Source organism: Neoroseomonas terrae (genome assembly GCF_018129025.1).
In the GTDB taxonomy this organism is placed as follows: domain Bacteria; phylum Pseudomonadota; class Alphaproteobacteria; order Acetobacterales; family Acetobacteraceae; genus Neoroseomonas; species Neoroseomonas terrae.
Map to the genome: position 1 here is coordinate 68,291 of NZ_JAAEDI010000021.1, position 18,644 is coordinate 86,934.

Annotated in this window: 18 protein-coding genes; 7 read left to right on the top strand and 11 right to left on the bottom strand. The window is 71.3% G+C overall.

The features are described 5' to 3' along the window. Window positions 1–3 precede the first annotated feature (3 nt). From GXW78_RS19260 to GXW78_RS19275, 4 genes are all read left to right on the top strand, one after another. On the top strand, window positions 4–555 hold the full coding sequence (locus GXW78_RS19260; RefSeq protein ID WP_211870522.1) for a hypothetical protein: 552 nt from the start codon (window positions 4–6) through the stop codon (window positions 553–555). After that, a complete protein-coding gene (locus GXW78_RS19265) occupies window positions 552–896 on the top strand; it encodes a hypothetical protein (protein WP_211870523.1) in 345 nt (114 codons plus the stop codon). The genes GXW78_RS19260 and GXW78_RS19265 overlap by 4 nt, the downstream gene beginning before the upstream one ends. Continuing rightward, a complete protein-coding gene (locus GXW78_RS19270) occupies window positions 893–1,507 on the top strand; it encodes a hypothetical protein (protein ID WP_211870524.1) in 615 nt (204 codons plus the stop codon). Before GXW78_RS19265 ends, GXW78_RS19270 begins: the two co-directional genes overlap by 4 nt. An 82-nt stretch (window positions 1,508–1,589) precedes the next feature. Next, window positions 1,590–3,392 (top strand): trigger factor, encoded by a 1,803-nt coding sequence (locus GXW78_RS19275; RefSeq protein ID WP_211870525.1) that lies wholly within the window; start codon window positions 1,590–1,592, stop codon window positions 3,390–3,392. Between the two features lie 46 nt (window positions 3,393–3,438). Here GXW78_RS19275 and GXW78_RS19280 read toward each other — a convergent pair whose 3' ends face one another. From GXW78_RS19280 to GXW78_RS19290, 3 genes are read right to left on the bottom strand one after another with little or no spacing between them, the layout of a single operon-like run. After that, entirely contained in the window at window positions 3,439–5,760 is a 2,322-nt protein-coding gene (locus GXW78_RS19280; RefSeq protein ID WP_211870526.1) for a methyl-accepting chemotaxis protein, read from the bottom strand. A gap of 46 nt (window positions 5,761–5,806) precedes the next feature. Further along, complete coding sequence (locus tag GXW78_RS19285) at window positions 5,807–6,469, bottom strand: NrsF family protein (RefSeq protein WP_211870527.1); 663 nt, start codon at window positions 6,467–6,469, stop codon at window positions 5,807–5,809. Next, window positions 6,466–6,990: a sigma-70 family RNA polymerase sigma factor gene (locus GXW78_RS19290; RefSeq protein ID WP_246522403.1), complete on the bottom strand. Its 525-nt coding sequence runs from the start codon at window positions 6,988–6,990 to the stop codon at window positions 6,466–6,468. The genes GXW78_RS19285 and GXW78_RS19290 overlap by 4 nt, the downstream gene beginning before the upstream one ends. 315 nt (window positions 6,991–7,305) lie before the next feature. Here GXW78_RS19290 and GXW78_RS19295 point away from each other — a divergent pair, with 315 nt between their 5' ends. Then, window positions 7,306–7,731, top strand: a complete 426-nt coding sequence (locus GXW78_RS19295) for a DUF1489 family protein (RefSeq protein ID WP_211870529.1) — start codon at window positions 7,306–7,308, stop codon at window positions 7,729–7,731. A gap of 227 nt (window positions 7,732–7,958) precedes the next feature. Here the strand turns inward: GXW78_RS19295 and GXW78_RS19300 are convergent, their stop codons facing one another. The 7 genes from GXW78_RS19300 to GXW78_RS19330 are packed head-to-tail and all read right to left on the bottom strand — an operon-like array spanning window position 7,959 to window position 15,460. Beyond that, on the bottom strand, window positions 7,959–8,498 hold the full coding sequence (locus GXW78_RS19300) for an NADH-quinone oxidoreductase subunit B family protein (protein WP_211870530.1): 540 nt from the start codon (window positions 8,496–8,498) through the stop codon (window positions 7,959–7,961). Next, window positions 8,498–8,878 (bottom strand): glyoxalase superfamily protein, encoded by a 381-nt coding sequence (locus GXW78_RS19305; RefSeq protein ID WP_338147793.1) that lies wholly within the window; start codon window positions 8,876–8,878, stop codon window positions 8,498–8,500. The genes GXW78_RS19300 and GXW78_RS19305 overlap by 1 nt, the downstream gene beginning before the upstream one ends. Next, a complete protein-coding gene (locus GXW78_RS19310; RefSeq protein WP_211870531.1) occupies window positions 8,875–10,386 on the bottom strand; it encodes a hydrogenase large subunit in 1,512 nt (503 codons plus the stop codon). Before GXW78_RS19310 ends, GXW78_RS19305 begins: the two co-directional genes overlap by 4 nt. Further along, window positions 10,383–11,819 (bottom strand): hydrogenase 4 subunit F, encoded by a 1,437-nt coding sequence (locus GXW78_RS19315; RefSeq protein WP_211870532.1) that lies wholly within the window; start codon window positions 11,817–11,819, stop codon window positions 10,383–10,385. The genes GXW78_RS19310 and GXW78_RS19315 overlap by 4 nt, the downstream gene beginning before the upstream one ends. Beyond that, on the bottom strand, window positions 11,819–12,487 hold the full coding sequence (locus GXW78_RS19320; protein ID WP_211870533.1) for a hydrogenase-4 component E: 669 nt from the start codon (window positions 12,485–12,487) through the stop codon (window positions 11,819–11,821). Before GXW78_RS19320 ends, GXW78_RS19315 begins: the two co-directional genes overlap by 1 nt. Further along, window positions 12,484–13,443: a respiratory chain complex I subunit 1 family protein gene (locus GXW78_RS19325; protein ID WP_211870534.1), complete on the bottom strand. Its 960-nt coding sequence runs from the start codon at window positions 13,441–13,443 to the stop codon at window positions 12,484–12,486. Before GXW78_RS19325 ends, GXW78_RS19320 begins: the two co-directional genes overlap by 4 nt. A 1-nt stretch (window position 13,444) precedes the next feature. Beyond that, entirely contained in the window at window positions 13,445–15,460 is a 2,016-nt protein-coding gene (locus GXW78_RS19330; protein ID WP_211870535.1) for a proton-conducting transporter transmembrane domain-containing protein, read from the bottom strand. Between the two features lie 238 nt (window positions 15,461–15,698). Between GXW78_RS19330 and GXW78_RS19335 the strand changes: the two genes are divergently transcribed. Then, window positions 15,699–16,208: a TRAP transporter small permease subunit gene (locus GXW78_RS19335; protein ID WP_246522406.1), complete on the top strand. Its 510-nt coding sequence runs from the start codon at window positions 15,699–15,701 to the stop codon at window positions 16,206–16,208. 4 nt (window positions 16,209–16,212) lie between these two features. Then, window positions 16,213–17,625 (top strand): TRAP transporter large permease, encoded by a 1,413-nt coding sequence (locus GXW78_RS19340; protein WP_211870537.1) that lies wholly within the window; start codon window positions 16,213–16,215, stop codon window positions 17,623–17,625. Between the two features lie 116 nt (window positions 17,626–17,741). On the opposite strand, the gene GXW78_RS19345 is transcribed toward GXW78_RS19340, so the two are convergent. Continuing rightward, window positions 17,742–18,632, bottom strand: a complete 891-nt coding sequence (locus GXW78_RS19345) for a hypothetical protein (RefSeq protein WP_211870538.1) — start codon at window positions 18,630–18,632, stop codon at window positions 17,742–17,744. Between the last annotated feature and the right edge of the window lie 12 nt (window positions 18,633–18,644).

The following is an 18,644-nucleotide window of genomic DNA, read 5'->3' on the forward strand; positions in this document are numbered from 1 at the left end:
GCCATGGCCGCTGCGAGGGCCCGCGAGGCATCGCCCGAAACACTTCTGACCGACGGCCAGCGCGGCATCGTCCTGGGCCTGTTCGCGGCAGGTATCGCTTTCCTGCTGGTCGGGCTGCTGCTGCGCGCCGGTGGCGCGGTGTTCTGGGCTGCCTTCGTGCTGCTGCCGCCGGTGGTGGGCGCGGTCGTTGGGCTGGTCGGTGGTGGTGTTGGCCGTCGCCTCGATGCCTGGCTGCGCGCGGGTGGCGCGCCGAGGCCGGCCGCGCAGCCCGTGCCGGCCTCCGCACTGCCGGAGCCGGTGCGCGCCGCCCTGCAGGTCGCCGCCGTGCCGGCGCTGCTGGGTGAGTTGCACCGCGCCGCCGCGACCATGCCGCGGGAGGAGAAGGCGGCCGCCGACCAGCTGCTCGGCGCCGCGGTCCGGGCCTGGAACGGCGGGGCCGGCAAGGTGGCCCTGGCGGCGCAGCTGCCGCATCTGGTGGCCGGGCTTGTGGCCGGCGGCCCCGAGGGCATCAGGGCGGCGCAGGATGCCGCCGCCCGGCTGGGAGACGCGCCGTGAACGCCGTCATCCTGCGTGCCAGGCTCTATGTCATCGGCGCGGCGGTGCTGGTCCTGCTCGGCGGGATGATGTTCGCCATCGGCCGATGGAATGCCGCCGAGAACGACCGCGCCTTCGTCGAGGCCGCGGCGCGCGCGGCCCGCATGCCCGCCCCGACCCCGCAGCCGCCGCGATACTGGGCGCCGACCGCCGGCGCGCGGCCGGGGGCGGAGGCGACGGTGCGCATCGAGGCGGCTGAGCGGCTGCGAACCATGCCGAATGCCTCGCCGTCCTCGCGGCCGCCCCAGGCACCGCAGGCGCCGCGGCCGCCGGGCAACAAGCCGCCAGTGACCACGCCATGATCCTCGCGACGCTGTTCCTCCTTGGCGCTCTGGTACTGCTGGTCCTCGCCTGGCGCGCGCTGCGCCGGCTGAATGGCGCCGCCGCGGCGGACGGGCCCGGCATGCGGATCGTGCTGAAAGCGCGGCCGGGGAAGGAAACCCCGGAACTGACGCTCGAGAGCAACGGCACCGTGATGTTCGGCCCGGTCACGGCCTCCTGGGCGCCGGACCCCACCCTGGCCCGCGCGCTTGACAATGCGGAGGGTGCCCCCGGCCGGGCCGGCGGCGCGGTGGCGGCGGGCAGCTGGCGTGTCGCTGCACTCGTGGACCTCGCGGCGGCGGATGCGCTCGGCAGCGGCCAGCCGGCGCTCGATGCGCGGCTGCGGCGCAGCCTTGGCGATTCTGCCCTGCTGCTCGAACGGGTGGATGGCGGCGCCCCGCCGGTCCTGCTGCATGGCCGGTCCCGTGAGGCCATCGGCAGCCTTGGCGGCATCGGAATGCAGCGCGAGCGTTTCGTCGACCTCCTGGCCCGGCTGGGCGAGCCGCGCGGCTTGGCGGTCGAGGTCCTGCGCCGCCGCATCCAGCGCGCCGGCTGGGGCGGTGAGCGGGCGCAGCGGCGAAGGGCCGGCTGACCCCGCCGCCTTGGAAAGCTCCGCCCCGTCCGGTAGACCCGCGGTCATCACACCCGCCACAGGCTCGGCCGGATAGAGCGCGATGCACGTCACTGAAACCGAGACCGACGGCCTGAAGCGTGGCTACGCCATCGCCATCCCGGCAGCCGAGATCGCCGGCCGGCGCGACGCGCGCCTCGCGGAGATCGCCGCGGGCGTTCCGATCGCCGGCTTCCGGCGTGGCGAAGCGCCCCGGGCCGTCATTCTGCAGCGCTTCGGCGCCTCGGTGCTGGGCGAAGTGCTGGAGGACGTCGTGGCGGAAGCGGTCCGCCGGCTGATCGCCGACCGGCGGCTGCGCCCGGCCATGCCGCCGAAGGTCGAGGTCGGCGCCTTCGCGGAGGACACCGACCTCGTCATCAACGTTGGGCTGGAATTGCTGCCCGACGTGCCGCTGCCGGACCTGTCGGACCTGCACCTCGAAAGGCTGCGCGCGCAGCCCGGCCAGGCGCATCTGGATCGCGCCCTGGCTCGGCTCGCGATGCGGCATGGCAGGTTCGAGGACCTTGCCGGCGAGCCTGCCGCGCGTGGCGACATCCTGGTCTGCGACGTGGAAGGCGGCGTCCTTCACGACCTGCTCGCGAATGGCGTGGCGCTCGGCGCGCGCGTGGGCAGCCCGGGCCTGCCCCCGACGAGCTGGTCGCTCGATGCCTCCCCCGGCCTGTCCTGCGACATCGTCGCGACGGGCAGTGAGAACGGCCTGATCTGCTTCGATGCGCGGTTGCGCGGCATGACGGGACGCGATGCCTTCCTGCGCCTCTTTCCCGCCCGCCCCAAGGAGCAGAAGGCCGCGCCGGGGCAGGTCCTGACGCTGTGCATGCGCGCGCGGGTGCTCACCGGCGAGCTTCCCACGGCCGCCCGGGTGCGGCTCGGCTTCAACGAGCGGGCGGAGGATGATTTCCTGCGCAGCGTCCGCGCCCCGGCCCAGTTGGGCGATGCAGAGATTCGCGGCAGCTTCGTGCTGACGGACGATGAGCGCCTGGCCTATGCGCGGCCGTTGTTGGACATCGGCTTTCCGCCGGGCATCGAGGTCGATGTCACCTTCCGCATCGGGCCGGCCCGCATCTTCGCCGGCGCCGAGGAGCCGGAAGCGCTGCTGTTCGCCGGCGGCAGCATGATCGCGGCGCCGATTGAGGTCGGTGCCGCCGGCGTCGGTTTCTCCAGCCAACTCGAAGGGCTCGCGCCCGGCGAAACGCGGGTGGTCGAGGCGATGCTGCCCGCCGACCACGCCGTCAGCGAACTCGCCAACCGTCGCGTGCGCCACGCCGTGACGGCCACGGGGCTGAAGCGCCGCCGCCCGCTGGCACATGGCGAAGAACTCGCGCGGGCGCTCAAACTGCCGGATACGGCGGCCATGCGGGTCGCGGTCATGCAGTCCCTCCAGCGGGAATGCGACGCGCGGTCCGGCCAGCGCCTTCGCATCGCGCTGCTTGACCGGCTGGCGGCCGGCGCGTCTTTCCCGGTACCGGAATGCTTGCTGGGGGCCGAGTTCGACCAGATCTGGCAGCGTGTGCGGCCCGGGCCGGCCGAAGGCGCGGGCGACGAGGCGCTGCGCGCGGATTACCGCGTGGTCGCGGCGCGGCGCGTCCGGCTACGGCTGCTGGTGACGCGCCTGGCCGAGGCGCATGAGGTGCAGGTGACCGAGGCGGAGATGGCCCGCGCCATCCGCCGCGACGCCGCGCGCTATCCCGGGCAGGAACGCCAGGTGCTCGACTTCTATCGCGGCAACGCTGCAGCGCTGGAGGCGCTGCGCGCGCCGCTGGTCGAGGCAAAGGTGATCGACCTGCTGATCGCGGGCGCCGCAGTGACCGACCGGGTCGTGACGCCTGAGGAACTCGGAATGGAGTAGGGGGGCGGCGCGGCCACCATGGGAGGGGACGCCGCGCCCGACGGGCCTACGCCGCGCGGACGGCTTTCAGGAACCCATCCGCCCGTTCCCGCAGCGTCGTCGCATCCCCGGACAACGCGCCGGACGCCTGGAGCACGGCGGCTGCGGACCCGCCGGTTGCATCCGCCGCCGACCGGATCCCTTCGATCCGTTGTGCGACCGTTCCGGTCGCCTCCGCGACTTGCGCAGCGGACCGCGCTATCTCCCGCGTCGTGGCCCCCTGTTCCTCCACCGCCGCGGCGATCGCTGTGGCGATGTCGGAGGTGCGGTCCACTGTGGTCCCGATGGCGCGGATCGCCTCGACCGCCTGGTTGGTCGCGCCCTGCATCTCGCTGATCTGGCGGCCGATCTCTTCGGTCGCCTTGGCGGTCTGACCGGCGAGGTTCTTCACCTCGGACGCCACCACCGCGAAGCCTTTCCCGGCCTCGCCAGCCCGGGCGGCCTCGATCGTCGCGTTCAGCGCGAGAAGGTTGGTCTGCCCGGCGATCTCGCCGATCAGGCGCACCACGTCGCCGATGCGCGACGCCGCCTCCGCCAGGCCGCGCACCGTGGAATCGGTCGCCTTGGCCTCGGCCACCGCGCGGCGCGCGACGTCCGCGGCCTCGGCGACGCGCCGGGTGATCTCCTCGACCGACGCAGCCATCTCCTCCGCCGCCGCCGCCACCGCCTGCACATCGGCATTGGCCTGCATGCCGGCCTCGGACACGGCGACTGCCTCGCGCCCAGCCTCCGCCGCTGCATCCGTCAGCGTCCGCGCGGCGTCCTGCAACTGCCCGGCGGAGGTCGCGACGGAACCCACCACCGCGCCGATATCCGCTTCGAAGGTGTCGGCAAGGCGCGCCTGCTCGGTCACGCGCTGCCAGGCGAGCATGGCGCCGACATACTGCCCCGCCGCGTCGCGCAGCGCGGAGACGTTGAGGTCGAGCATCTCCGGCCCCATCGCGACGCGCGCCTTGTGCGGCAGGTTCGCGGGGTCCGCTAGGAGCGTCCGGACCCGGTCCGGCGCCTTGTGGAACATGTCGATGCTGTTCCCCACCACGGTATCGACGGGTGCGCGGAGATGATCCTTCGTCGCCGCCAGCAGCTCGAGTGAATAGCCGTTGGCGTAGGTGATGCGGAAGTTGTCGTCCGGGTCGGCCACCATGACGCCGATCGGCATCTGCTCGATCATCTGGCCGCGGCTGAACGCCTGCCGCACCGTGACGCGCAGCTCCTCCAGCGCCTCGGCGATGCGGCCGATCTCGTCGCGCCGGCCGCGATCGGTGACGGTGACGGCGGCTTCGCCGGCCGCAATGGCGCCGATCGTGCCGGCCATGCGCCGCAGTGGCGCACCGACCGACCGCGTCAGCGCCCAGGAGGATAGCAGCAGCACGAGCGCGATGGCGCCGGCGGCGATAGCCACCAGCCTCGTCTGTTCGGCCAGCGCTTCCTCGACCGCGGCGCCGGCCTCCCCGGCGAGGCCGACCAGCCGCTCATTTGCCGCGGTGACGGCGGCAACGACCGCCTCGCGCGCCGGTGTGGCGCGCTCCGCGGTGAAGCGGTCGAGCGCGATGCCGGCATCGATCATCGCGAGCGCGCCCTGGGCGGCCTGCTCGGCGATGCGGCCGATGCGCTCCAGCTCCTCCTTCACCCGCTCCTGCGGGCCGGCGGAGGAAACGGCGCCGCGCAGATGCACGCGGGACTGCGCGGCGGCCCGGCGCGCCCGTTGTGCCTGCGCCGCCTCCCCGGTCGCGAGGTAGCGCAGCGTGGAGGCGCGCATGTCGTTCGCCCCCTGGTGGAAGGCGATGAAGCGGGTGCGGGCATCCTCCCGCACCTCGCCAGCCAGGTCGAACTCGATGGCCGCGTTCGCGCCCTCGAAGGCCTGGTCGTATTCCGAAGCGCGGGCGAGGAAGGCCTCGTCACGCGACCGGATGATGGCGATGCGCTGCTCCGCCTGCGCGCGGATCGCCGCGGCATAGGCCGTCGCGGCGTCGAGCAGCCGGTTGAGCCGCGCGCCGGAGGATTCCTCGCCGGCCGACTCGGCCGCGCGCCGGGCCAGCGTCGCCGTCTCGTCCAGCGCGGCGAGCGCGCGGTCGCGCGATGCCTCCACCTCGGCCGCGCGGTTCGCCGCCAGCATGGCCTGCACTTGGGACGGCGCCTCCGCCACCGTGCCCATCGCTTCGGTCAGTAGGCCGGAGGCCTCGCTGAGCCGCGTCTGCCGGCCCATCGTCTCGGACAGGTGTCGTCCCGTCAGTGCGACGGTGGCGGCGATGCCGCCCAGCATGGCGAGGGCGAGCAGGCTCGAGGTCAGCAGCTTCAGGCCGACCGACAGGTTCAGGAAGGCGCGCATGGAGGCCTCTCGGACGTGGGGTTTCGCCCTTGTCGCCCGGCGTGCCTTAAACGGCCGTGAAGCGCGTGGCCTCCCGCGCCTGCCAGCGGCGCCCGGCGAGCAGGAAACCCAGCACCACCAGCAGGGTGCCGCCGCCATGCCAGAACAGCACCATCAGCGCGGCCTCCAGATGATGGAACAGCGACAACCCCGCCGACGACAGCGCCGCGCCGGCCAGCCCGCCGAGAACCGCGACCGGCACCGGCCGCACCGGCCCCGCATGGCGCAGCATCCACACCATCGATGCCGCCAGTGGCACGCCCATCAGCACGATGAATCGGAAGCAGCTCCAGGCCGTGCCGAAGGCGAGCGCTTCCGGCCCAAGCCGTGCCACCTCCGCCATGCAGCCCATGCCGAGACTGCCTCCCCACAGCAGCGCGGCGGGCAGCGGCAAAAGGACCCAGTGACCGGACCGGTCGGGCAGGGCGAGCTGGAAGGCCGCCACCGCCGACAGCACCCCTGTCGCCACCATGAAGGCGAGCTGCATGGCCTCATGCGGATCCGACAGGTAGTCCATCAGGTCGTGGCGCGGCCCGACGGCAATGGTGAAGGCGCCGATCACCAGCGCCGCGAAGCCGAGCCACAGCGCCGCCCGCCGCCCTGGGGACGAGAGCCGGCGCACCGGCTGCAGCTCCGTTGCGAGCCGGCCGATCAGCTCGTCGGTCCTCACGGCGTGTCCTCCCCCGCCAGGCGCCGGCGCAGCGCCTTGAGCGCACGATGCGTGGCGATCTTCAGCGCCCCGACCGACAGGCCCGACCGTCGCGCCGCCTCGGCGAGCGGCAGATCCTCGAGCTTGGCGAGGCGCAGCGCGGTGCGCTGGCTCGCCGGCAGCGCGGCCACCGCCTCGCGCAGCTGGCCGCCGGCGATACGCGTCTCGCCGGTCTCGCCCGCGGGTGCCGCCAGCGTCTCCGCATGATCGTCGATCGGTGTTTCCCGCCCGGCGCCGCGACTGCGCCGCCGCAGCCGGTCGATGCTGCGCCGCTCGGCAATCGCGACGATCCAAGGGCGCAACGGACGAGACGGGTCATAGGCGGCGAGCGTCCGATGGATGGTCAGCAGCGCATCCTGCACCGCATCCTCGGCGTCCTGCGGGTCGCGCAGCCGCCGGCGCGCAACGGCGCGCAGCAGCGGCAGGCAATCCCGCAGCAGCCGGTCATAGGCGCGGGCATCACCCGCCTGCGCGGCGGCCATCCATGCTTCCCAACGGCCATCACTGTCGCCGGCCACGGCGCGTCCCCGATGCTGCGCCGGCAGCCTAGGCCCCGCCGATGCGGCGATGAAGGGCGGCGCCGCAGGGCAACAGGCCGCGGCGCTCATGGGGGCGGCTGGTGGTGGGATCGCGCGGTGCGGGCGCTGGCCATGGTGGTGAGGATCTCGCCATGCCGGGCCATCGAGGCCGGCTTCCTGACGTGTTTCGCCGTCACGTGCCGGGCGGTTACGCGGCATCGGTGGTTGGGCAGTCGGAAGGCCTTGCCGACTCGACCGCCAAGACGACATGGATAGGCCGTGCTGCACCTCATCAAGCTGTCTGTCGGGCCCAAGGATGTCACCGCGCTGGCGGCGCTGCAGGCCGAACGCCTGCGGACCGACCCGCCCCTGCGGGCCTGGACCCGCATGTTCCCGAAGCGGATCGACGAGATAGCCGATGGCGGCTCGATCTACTGGGTCGTCGGCGGCTTCGTCCGCGTGCGCCAGCGCGTCCTCGGCCTGCGGGAGGAGCAGTGGGACGACAACACCCCCTGCGCAGCCCTGCTGCTCGACCCCGCCCTGGTGCCTGTCGAGGCCCGGCCGATGAAGGCCTTCCAGGGCTGGCGCTACCTGAAGCCCGAGGAAGCGCCGGCGGATGTGACGACCGCGCGCCCGGCTGCGACGGGGCTGGACCGGTTGCCGCCGGCGTTGCGGCGTGATCTCGCGGAACTCTGCCTTATCTGACGGGCCTTAGGCCGTCGCGCGCCGCGGAGAGCCTGTGGTTGCAGGAATTATCCTATAACAACCAAAACGCGTTGCTATTTGTTAAGGTTCCTTCCACGGACGCGAGAGGCGGTACCTGCCAGGGTCTGTCTGTCGCAGCGGCTTATTCCCGGCAGGCCGCTGCCTGACTGACCCTTCCGCTAGGCGGGGTCTTTGGGCCCGGCTGGAGCAATCCAGCCGGGCCGATTTTATGTCTGGCGCGGGTCCGGCGCCGCTTCCGCCTCGAGCAGCGACAAGAGGCCCTCCAGCAATTGCTCGGGAGAGGGCGGGCAGCCCGGGATCAGCAGGTCCACCGGCAGCACGGCCCCGACCCCGCCATGCACGGCGTAGGAGCCCTTGAACACACCGCCATCCACGGCGCAGTCGCCCGCCGCGACGACCCAGCGCGGTTCCGGCGTGCAGGCGAGGGCGCGCTCCATCGCCTCGGCCATGTTGCGGCAGGCGGGGCCCGTCACCAGCAGCACATCGGCATGCTTCGGCGAAGCGACGAAGCGAAGCCCGAAACGCTCGAGGTCGTAGGCGACGTTCTGCAGCGCGTTCACTTCGAGCTCGCAGGCGTTGCACGAGCCGCTGTCCACCTCGCGGATCGCCAGGCTGCGGCCGAGACGGGCACGCGCCGTCGCGGCCAGCCGCTCGGCCAGCGCCGCGACGGTCGGCTGCGGGATGCCGGGGGACGGGCCGGTCAGTGGCCGGCCGACCAGCGCGCGGGCGAGGCGGGGCCAGAGCATCAGTCGCACTCCGCGATGCGCTCGGAGAAGACGAGCGTGTTGCCGAAGGGGTCGCTGATGGTCATGTCGCGCCAGCCCCAGGGCCGGTCGTGCAGGCCCGGGCGCGCGTGGCGATAGCCTTTCGCGAGCAGCTCCGCATTGAAGGTATCGACGCCCGTCATGCGGATGATCACCTTGCTGCCCGGCGTGCCGTCGCCGAAATGCTCGCTGAGGAACAGCAGAAGCGACCCGCGCGAGACTTGCGCGAAGACCGGCAGATCCGGTTCGAAGCGATGTTCCCAGTCCCAACTCATGCCGAGGAAATCGACATAGAACTCACGGGCCTTGGCGAGGTCGAAGATGCGCAGGATCGGGATGGTCTGGTCGAAGCCGATGCTCACAGGTCCACCCCCGCATAGGAACAGTTGAAGGATTTGTTGAGCAGCGGGAAGTCGGCGACGATGTTGCCCTCGATCGCCGCTTCCAGCAGCGGCCATTGCAGCCAGGACGGGTCGCGCAGGAAGACGCCGCGGATCAGCCCGCCTTCGTCCAGCCGCAACCAGGCGAGGCATTCGCCCCGGAAGCCCTCGATCAGCGCGCTGCCCTCGCCGGCCTGGGCAGGCAGGGCGACGAGCGTCTCGCCGGGCGGCAGCTCCGCCAGCAGCCGACGGACGAGGCCGATGGAGGTGCGCAGTTCCGCGATGCGCACTCGCACCCGCGCATCGACGTCACCGCCCGCTTCCACCGCGATCGCCGGCAGCAGCCAGTCATAGGGCGGATAGGCCGGCCGCAGGCGCGAATCGAAGCCGCGCCCCGATCCGCGGCCGACGAAGCCGCCGGCCGCGAAACGCGCCGCATGCGCCGGGTCGAGGTAGCCCGTGCCGACGACGCGGTCCTGCAGGCTGGCATGGCCGTCGTAGATGCGCTGCAGCACGGGGACCTCGGCCTCGACGGCGCCGAGGGCGCCGAGGATCAGCTCCGCACCGCCCGGCGCGATGTCGGGCGCGACGCCGCCGGGCAGGACGCGGTCCATCATCAGCCGATGGCCGAAGGCCGCTGCGCAGGCGCGCAGCACGTTTTCGCGCAGCAGCCCGCAGCGCGCATGGGGGAAGGCGAAGGCCGCGTCGTTGCAGACGAAGCCCCAGTCGTTCAGGTGGTTGTGAATGCGCTCCAGCTCCGCCATCACCGCGCGCAGCGCGATGGCGCGCGGCGGCGCGACGACGCCAAGCGCTGCCTCCGCGGCGGTGGCGAAGGCCCAGCTATGGGCAACCGTTGAATCGCCCGACAGCCGCGCGGCGAAACCGGCCGCGGCACGCGGCGTCCGCGCCTGCATCAGCGCCAGCAGCCCCTTGTGCTTGTAGCCAAGCCGCGCCTCCAGGCGCACCACGACCTCCCCCTGGACGTGGAAGCGGAAATGGCCCGGCTCGATCACACCGGCATGGATCGGGCCGACCGCGATCTGGTGGATGCCCTCACCCTCGACCGGCAGGAATTCCGGTTGGGGCGGCTCCGAATGCGGCATGGCGAGCGGCGCGCCAGACATCGGCCCGGCCAGTTCCCAGCGGCCATGGTCCAACCAGGGGCGCAGATCGACGGCGTCCTCGGCGGTCAGCCCCCAGAGGTCGCGGATCATGCGTTCGAAGCGAATGGCACCGGGGCGGGCAGGGGAGAGGGCCGCGTAGCGCCCGCCCTCCGCCGGCGCGGACGCCAGCAGCACGGCGCCGGTGGCGTCGTCGAGGAAGGCCGAATGCACCATGGCCGGTTCGGCCCAGAGCGCGAGCAGTGCCAGGCTTGGCTCGGCCATGAGCGCCGCCGGCAGGCGTGACCACGCTTCGGTCGTCAGCAGGAACCGATCGAAGGGCTGCGCGCCCTGAGCCTTGCCGGAGCGGATCAGGTCCTGCGCCGTCATCCGATGACCTGCGCGGCCATGGCGAGCATGCTCGCGAACCCCGCGGGCATGGCGATACCGAGCGCGGCCGCGGCCGCCAGATGCAGCCACAACGGCGTCGCCGCCGCCGCCTTGCGCCAGCCGCCCGGCGTCGCGGGCACATCCGGCGTCCGCTCCCCGAAGCACATAGCCTGCAGCACCGTGATCAGCGCCGCGAAGGCCGTCAGCATGCCCAGTGCAAGCAGCAGCGCGAGCCACGGCCATTCCGCCATTGCCGCCGACAACAGGCGGAACTCCGACGCAAAAAGCAGGAAGGGCGGCATGCCCCCGATGGCCAGGATGGCCAATGCCAGGCCCCAGCCGAGCGCCGGATGGCTCGCCACGAGACCGCTGACCTCAGCGATCTTCTGGCTCCCCTTCACCTGCGCGGCGCGTCCGACGCCGAAGAAGATCGCGCTCTTCACCAGCGAATGGCCGATCAGATGCAGCAGCCCCGCCAGCGTCGCCGCGGCACCACCGATCCCGAAGGCGAAGGCGGCGATGCCCATGTGCTCGATGCTCGACCAGGCGAAGAAGCGTCGCGCATCGCGTCGCTTCCATAACGCCAGCGCCGCCAGCAGCACCGAGGCGAGGCCGAGCGCCATCAGGAACGGCCCTGGCGCGACCGTATCGGGGTGCCCGTCGACCACCGCCTTGGCGCGCAGGATGGCAAGCATCGCTGCGTTCAGCAGCAGGCCGGACAGCACCGCCGAGATCGGCACCGGCCCTTCGGCATGCGCATCCGGCAACCAGGAATGCAGCGGCACCAGCCCGGCCTTGGTGCCGTAGCCCAGCAGCAGGAAGGCGAAGGCAAGGTTCAGCGTGGCGGGGTCGCAGCGCGCCGCCACCCCCATCAGCGCGTTCCAGGAGAGCCCCGTCGCGTCGTCGAGCAGCGGCTGCGCGGCGAGGTACAGCACGATGGTGCCGAACAGCGCCAGCGCGATGCCGACGCCGCAAAGGATGAAGAACTTCCACGCCGCCTCGAAGGCCGCCGGCGTGCGGTGCACCGCGACCATGGAGACGGTCGCGAGCGTCGCGATCTCGATCGCCACCCACATCACGCCGAGATTGTCGGCGAGCAGCGCGAGAAGCTGCGCGCCCATGAAGACCTGATAGGCGGCATGATAGGCGCGGATGCGCCAATGGTCGAAGCCTTCCCGGTCGAGCGTCGCCGCCGAGAACACCGCCGTGGTCAGCCCGATGAAGGTCGAGACCAGGATGAAGGGCAGGTTCAGCGTGTCCGTATGCGTCCAGCCATGCTGGGCATAGGGCTCCGAGGCCATCGCCAGGGCCAGCATGAACGTCATGCCGCTGACGACGACATTGGCCAGCGTCGCATGGCGGAGGTTCGGGACAGCCGCCAGTGCGGCCGCGCCGCCCCAGGCGAAGAACACGATCAGCCATTGCAGGGGCATCAACGCTGCTCCCCGCGATGTTCTTCCAGGCTGCCTGTGTCGAGCGTGTCGAAGCGCTCGCGGATCTGGAAGGCGAAGACACCGGCGACCAGCGCGATCATCAGCACCAGCGCGGCGGTGGACAGTTCCACCACCAGGGGCATGCCCGCCACGCCGACCGCGGCGAGGATAAGCCCGTTCTCCAGCGAGAGCAGTCCGACCACCTGGCTGATGGCGTTGCGCCGCGTGATCATCATCAGCATGCCGAGCAGCACGACGGACATGGCGAGCGCCAGCGTCTCCCGCGACAGCAGCCGCGCACCCTCGGTCGCCGGCAGCGTCACCAGGATGCACAGCCCGACCAGCGCGACGCCGGCGATCATCGACGGCCCGACCCCCAGCGCCGTCTCGACCGTGCGGTGCAGGTTCAATTCCCGCACCAGCCGGTGCAGCGCGAGCGGGATGAGCACGCCCTTCACCGCCAGGGCCAGCAGCGCCGTCAGGTAGAGCCCCGGCGTGCCCTGCGCATAAGCCGCCCAGGCCGCGGCCATCGCCAGCAGCGTGCCCTGCGTCGCGAAGGCGTTGATCACCGCCCCGATGCGCCGCTGGTACAGCAGCACGAATGACAGCAGCAGCACCGCCCCGCCCAGCAGGTGCGACAGATCGTAGGAGAGCTGACCGAACCTCACGCCAGCCCCGTCGAGACGAACAGCAGGACCGCGCCGAGCAACCCGAGCAGCAGCGCCGCGCCGAGGAATTCCGGCACGCGGAACACGCGCATCTTCGCGATCGCGCTTTCGAAGGCCGCCAGCCCCAGGGCGAGACCGCCGATCTTCACCGCCCAGGCCCCGAGCCCGACGATCCAGAGATGCGGCGCCGACCCCGCCGGCGCCTGGCCGAGGGGCAGGAACACCGTGGCCAGCAGCCCCAGCCACAGCAGCAGGCGGAGCTGCGCCGCATACTCCCACAGCGCGAGATGCCGGCCCGAGGACTCCAGGATCATCGCTTCATGGACCATCGTCAGTTCCAGATGCGTGGACGGATTGTCCACCGGGATGCGCGCGTTCTCGGCGATGGCGACGGCGAGAAGCGCGACCAGCGCGAGGCCGAGCGAAACCCGCAGTCCTAGTCCGCCATCGCGGAAGGACCCGCCGATGGCATCGAGGTTGGTGGTGCCCGCAAGGATCGCGAGCGTCAGCACCGCCATCACCAGCGCCGGCTCGGCCAGCGCCGCGAAGGACATCTCCCGCGACGCGCCGAGCCCGCCGAAGGGCGAGCCGACATCCATCCCGGCCAGTGCCATCGCGACGCGCCCGAGCGCCAGCAGCCCTGCGATCAGGATGAGGTCCGACAGCGGCGCCAGCGCCATGCCGCGCGCGAAGGACGGCACCAGCGCAATCGCCGCGACCGCCGCCCCCGCGGCCAGATAGGGCGCAGCGAGCGACACGGCGGAGGCGTTCTCTGCCAGCACGGGCCTCTTGCGCAGCAGCTTCAGAATGTCCCGCAAGGGCTGCAATGGATGCGGACCGCGCCGCCCCATCATCCGCGCCTTCAGCCAGCGCACGACACCCGTCAGCAGCGGCGCGGCGGCCAGCGCCAGGGCGACGTGCAGCAGCTGCGACAGGACGGACCAGACCGCTGCCATCTCAGCGCGCCCCGATCCAGGCGAGCAGGGCCAGCATCAGGACCACGGCGCCGAAGGTCAGGCCCAGGCATTGGCGGATCGAAAGGGCACGCAGCCGCTCGGCGCGCGCCGCGGCGGCCTCGCGCCAGCGGGGCAGGGGGCCTTCCAGCGTCTCCAGCGCCGGATCGGCGAAGCCGGATCGCAGCACGGCTGCGCGGGTCTCGCCCGGGCCGGGCATGGTGACGGTCTCATGCGCGGCCAGCAGCCCTTGGCCCAGCATCCGTCGCAGCGGCTGGGCGAAGCCCGCGGCACTCGGCTGGCCGGCGGGATCACCGAAGGGGAAATGCGGCGGCGCGGCGATGAAGCCACAATCCCAGGCGGGTCCGCGCTGCACGCCTGCCGGGGCGCGTCGCCGCACCAGCCAGACCGCCAGTCCCACGGCAGCCGCGACAAGCAGCGCCACCGGTACCGGCCAGTACCGCGCCCCGCCATCGCCGGCGCCGATCGCGAACCAGCCCGCCCGCGGCGCCGCGGTGCCCGAGACCAACCGCAGCGCCGGTTCCGCGAGGTCCAGCACCGGGCCCGGGAACAGTCCGAGCAGCAGTGTCAGCCCCGCCGGGACCAACAGGGCGATGCGCGCGGCACCCGTGCTCTCCTCGGCCCCTGCCGCGCGCGGGGTGCGCGGCCGGCCAAGGAACACCAGTCCCCAGAACCGCACCATCGCCGCCGCGGCCAGCGCCGCGGCCAGTGCCGCCAGTGTCGTCGCGGCCGCCACGCCCATCTGGAAGGCGATGTCGCCCACCCGCCAGGCCGTGAGCAGCGCCTGCAACAGCAGCCATTCGGACGCGAACCCTGATAGCGGCGGTAGCGACGCAGCGGCCGCCGCCCCGATCAGCGCCGCCCAGGCGGTGACCGGCATGCGGTGGATCAGCCCGCCCAGCCGGTCGAGCCGCCGCGACAGCGCGCCGTGCAGCACCTCGCCCGCCACCAGGAACAGCAATGTCTTGAACACTGCGTGATTCAGGGCGTGCAGCAGCGCCGCGCCGCCCGCGAGCGCCGCCAGCGCCGGCAGGTCCGCCCCCCGGAAGGCCAACGCCAGGCCGAGTCCCACCGCGATCAGCCCGACATTCTCGATCGTCGAACAGGCGAGCAGGACCTTGCTGTCCTCCTCGAGCGCCGCGCGCAATGCGCCGATCACCGCCGTGGCGGCGCCGAGGGCGATCAGCGGTGTGCCCATCCAGAAAGGCTGTGCCGGCCCCATGAGGTCGAAGATGAAGCGCGCGATCACGTAAAGCGCGACCTTGGTCATCGCCCCGGACATCGCGGCTGATACGTGGGTCGGCGCCGCCGGGTGGGCGAGCGGCAACCACACATGCAGCGGCGCGAGCCCGGCCTTGGAGCCCGCGCCGGCCAGCAGCAGCGCCAGCACGGCGGCGGCGCGCGCCCCTTCCGGCGGGTCGTCCCGCAGGGCCGCGAAGGCGACGTCGCCGGCCCCGCCGGCCAGCAGCCCGAAGCCCAGCATGAGGCACAGCCCGCCGAGCCCCGCGAAGCCCAGATAGATCCGCGCCGCGCGCTGGTTCTCCGCCCCCGCCCCGTCACGCGCGACCAGCGCCCAGGAGGCGAGGGACATCGCCTCGAACCCCAGCAGCAGCGTGAAGCCATCAGCAGCCAGCAGGGTCAGCACCATGCCGGCGACGAAAATCGGCCAGGGCAGGAGGTCGCGGGCCGGCACCGGACCGTATGCCCCGCCCAACGCGAACAGTCCGGCGCAGCCGACCGACAGCCCGACCGGCAGCAGGAACCATGACGACAACGCATCGAGCGCCAGCCGCATCGGTCCCCATGGCGGTCCGAAAGGCAGGTCCAGCGTTGCTGGTCCGCCCAGCAGCCCGACAACGCCGCCCGCCGCCAGCAGGAAGCCCGCAAGCGCCGTCGCGCCATGCAGCAGCCTGCCACCATTCGCCGCTCGAGCAAGCGGCACCGCCGCGGCACCAAGCGCGGCGAGCAGGCCGACCAGCAGGGCAAGGGCCGTCAGCATGGACGGCGATGGTCCCGAGTCACCCGTGGAGAATAGAACCCCCCGACCCCCCGCGGCCAGCCCGATGCAATTTGCATCGTCCCGCCGCCGGGTCTAAGGGGGCTGGCTTCACGATCCGCCGAATCCGAGTGAAAAATGGGGGAGACGGGTACCATGCGTCGCCAGGGGGGGCCGCCGCGCGGCTCCGTCGAACAGTAGAATGCGCGCATTGCTGGCCTTCAGTCGCGGCGTTGACGCGATGAACGACATCTTCGGCCGCATCGCGGACTGGGCGGTGCTCGCCGCCTGCGCCATCAGCGCCGGCAACGCTTTCATCCGCTACGGCCTGTCCATGTCCTCCAATGCGTGGCTCGAGGTGCAGTGGTACCTGTTCGCCGCGACGGTCATGCTGGGCGCGGCCTATACGCTGAACCGCAACGAGCATGTCCGGGTGGACCTCGTGTATGGCAGCGTCTCGGCACGGGCGCGGCTGTGGATCGACATCCTCGGCATCATCTTCTTCCTCCTGCCAGGCATGGTGCTGCTCGCCTGGATGACCTTCCCGTTCTTCTGGGATTCCCTCATCCGCGGTGAGGGCTCGCCCAATGCCGGCGGGCTGCTGCGCTGGCCGGTGAAGATCCTCATGCCGATCGGCTTCGCGCTGGTCAGCCTGCAGGGCCTGTCGGAACTGGTGAAGCGCATCGCCACGCTGCGGGGCGTGGACCCCGCGACCGCCCATCTCGCCGAATACCACCGGCCGGAGCAGTGATCCCATGCTGAGCCTCGAGATCATGCCGCCGCTGATGTTCGGCGGGCTGGTGGTGTTCCTGCTGATGGGCTTCCCGGTGGCCTTCTCGCTGTCCGCGGTCGGCCTGTTCTTCGGCTTCCTCTCGATCGAGATGGGGTTCTTCACCACCGCGTATCTCGGCAATCTGCCGCTGCGCGTCTTCGGCATCCTGTCGAACGACCTGCTGCTGGCGATCCCGTTCTTCACGCTGATGGGCGCGATCCTCGAACGATGTGGCCTGGCGGAGGACCTGCTGGAAGGCACCGGGCAGCTATTCGGAAAGGTCCCGGGCGGGCTCGCCTACGCCGTCATCCTGGTGGGCGCGGTGCTCGGCGCGATCACCGGCACCGTGGCCGCGAGCGTCATCGCGATGGGCATGATCTCGCTGCCCATCATGATGAAGTACGGCTACGACATGCGCATCGCGACCGGTGTCATCGCGGCGTCGGGCACCATCACGCAGGTCATCCCGCCATCCCTCGTGCTCATCGTGCTCGGCGACCAGCTCGGCAAGTCGGTCGGCGATATGTATGCCGGCGCGATCGGGCCGTCCTTCCTCCAGATCTTCCTGTTCATCGCCTTCATCGCCGGCGTGTCCTTCTTCGCGCCGCACAAGGTGCCGCCGCTGCCGCCCGAGGCGCTGGCCCCGCGCGGCTGGTCGCTGTGGTGGCGCGTGCTGAAGGGCATGGTGCCCTCGATCGTGCTGATCTTCCTCGTGCTCGGCACCATCTTCATGGGGCTCGCGACGCCGACTGAGGCCGGCGCGATGGGTGCCGTCGGCGCCGTCGTGCTCGCCATGATCAACCGGCGCTTCTCCTGGCGCCTGCTGCGCGAGGCGATGTCGAATACCATGCGCATCACGGCGATGGTCATCTTCATCCTGATCGGTGCGACCGTGTTCTCCCTGGTGTTCCAGGGCGTGGATGGCAGCCACTGGATCGAGTACCTGCTGTCGCACCTGCCGGGCGGTCAGACGGGTTTCCTGATCTTCGTCAACGTCTTCATCTTCTTCCTGGCCTTCTTCCTCGACTTCTTCGAGATCGCCTTCATCGTCATCCCGCTGCTGGTGCCGGTGGCGACCAAGCTCGACATCGACCTCGTCTGGTTCGGCGTCCTGCTGTGCATCAACATGCAGACCTCGTTCATGCATCCGCCCTTCGGTTTCGCGCTGTTCTACCTGCGCGGCATCGCGCCGAAGACCGTGCTGAGCCGCGACATCTATTGGGGCGCGGTGCCCTGGCTGTGCCTGCAGCTCCTGCTCGTCGCCATCGTCATCGCCTGGCCGCAGAGCGTCACCTACTGGCTCGACCGCGGAACAGGCGTCGATCCGTCCACCGTGCGCATCGAGGTGCCGCTGCCGGACAATACCGACGACGGCGCCGTGCCGGTGTTCCGATAGCCGGGATCGTGATGACGCAGGGGCGGATCGACCGCGCGCTGTCGATCGCGTCCTATTGGTCGACGCGAGACAGCTTCACCGGGGGACGCGCGCTGCCGTAGCGGCGTTCCCCACCATCAGGCATTCGCCCGGGAAGCCATGACTGCCGTACCGCTGGCCGGGACAACCAGATTCCGCATAGCCAGCTTGCCGGAGGCCGACCTCGCGCGGTCCGAATAATTGTTGGGCAGGTGCGGCACCCAGCACTCTGCCGCTGCCGTCATCCGCGCGGGGTCGATCGGGATGGCGTAGCGCGAGCGGAACCCCGGCGGCACGTTCTCCCAGCACAGGCCCATCGCCGATCTCTCGCGTGTGCCGACGCTGCGAACCTCCGCGCTCGTCGCCAGGCCGAAGGACGCCGTCCCGACGTACTCGGCAGCAAGTCCGTGGTCGAGGACGTAGATGGCGCAGTAGGGGTTCCGATGCGTGACGAAAAGGTAGGGCCCGAGCTCGATCGTCCTGAGCTGCTCGAACGGCATGGCGCGCTGGACGTCGGTGCAGCGCATTTCCTGTCCTTCGATGCTGTACTCCACCCGCACGAAGGACGGAATGAGCCCGAAGCCGGCGAGTGCTGGCCGAGCCTCCAGGAAGTAGCGGAAATTCGCGAAGCCGAAGCGCATATCGTCTTCGAGATAGACGAAATGCGTGTATGGCGATTCCGGCCGCAGGAAGACGTCCTGGATCAGCGGCTTGTGCGCCCAGGCGAGTTCGAACGGGTGAGCGAGGTCGCGGCAGCGCTGAAAGGTCACGCTCGCGTGGCGCGGCAGCGTCCCGGCCAGGATCTCCCGCAGCTTGCCGAGCGCGTCGTCGGGAACGTCGTTGATCATGACCCGGATATCGATGCGACGGACGGCGAAATCGGCCAGTGCCCGCACGACGTCCAGCAAGTAAACCACGCGCTGCGGAACGAAATGAAAGGTGATGGCCACGAGGAGCGAGCAATCCCCGGGCATCCGCGATTCGGCCATCGGCACCTTCCG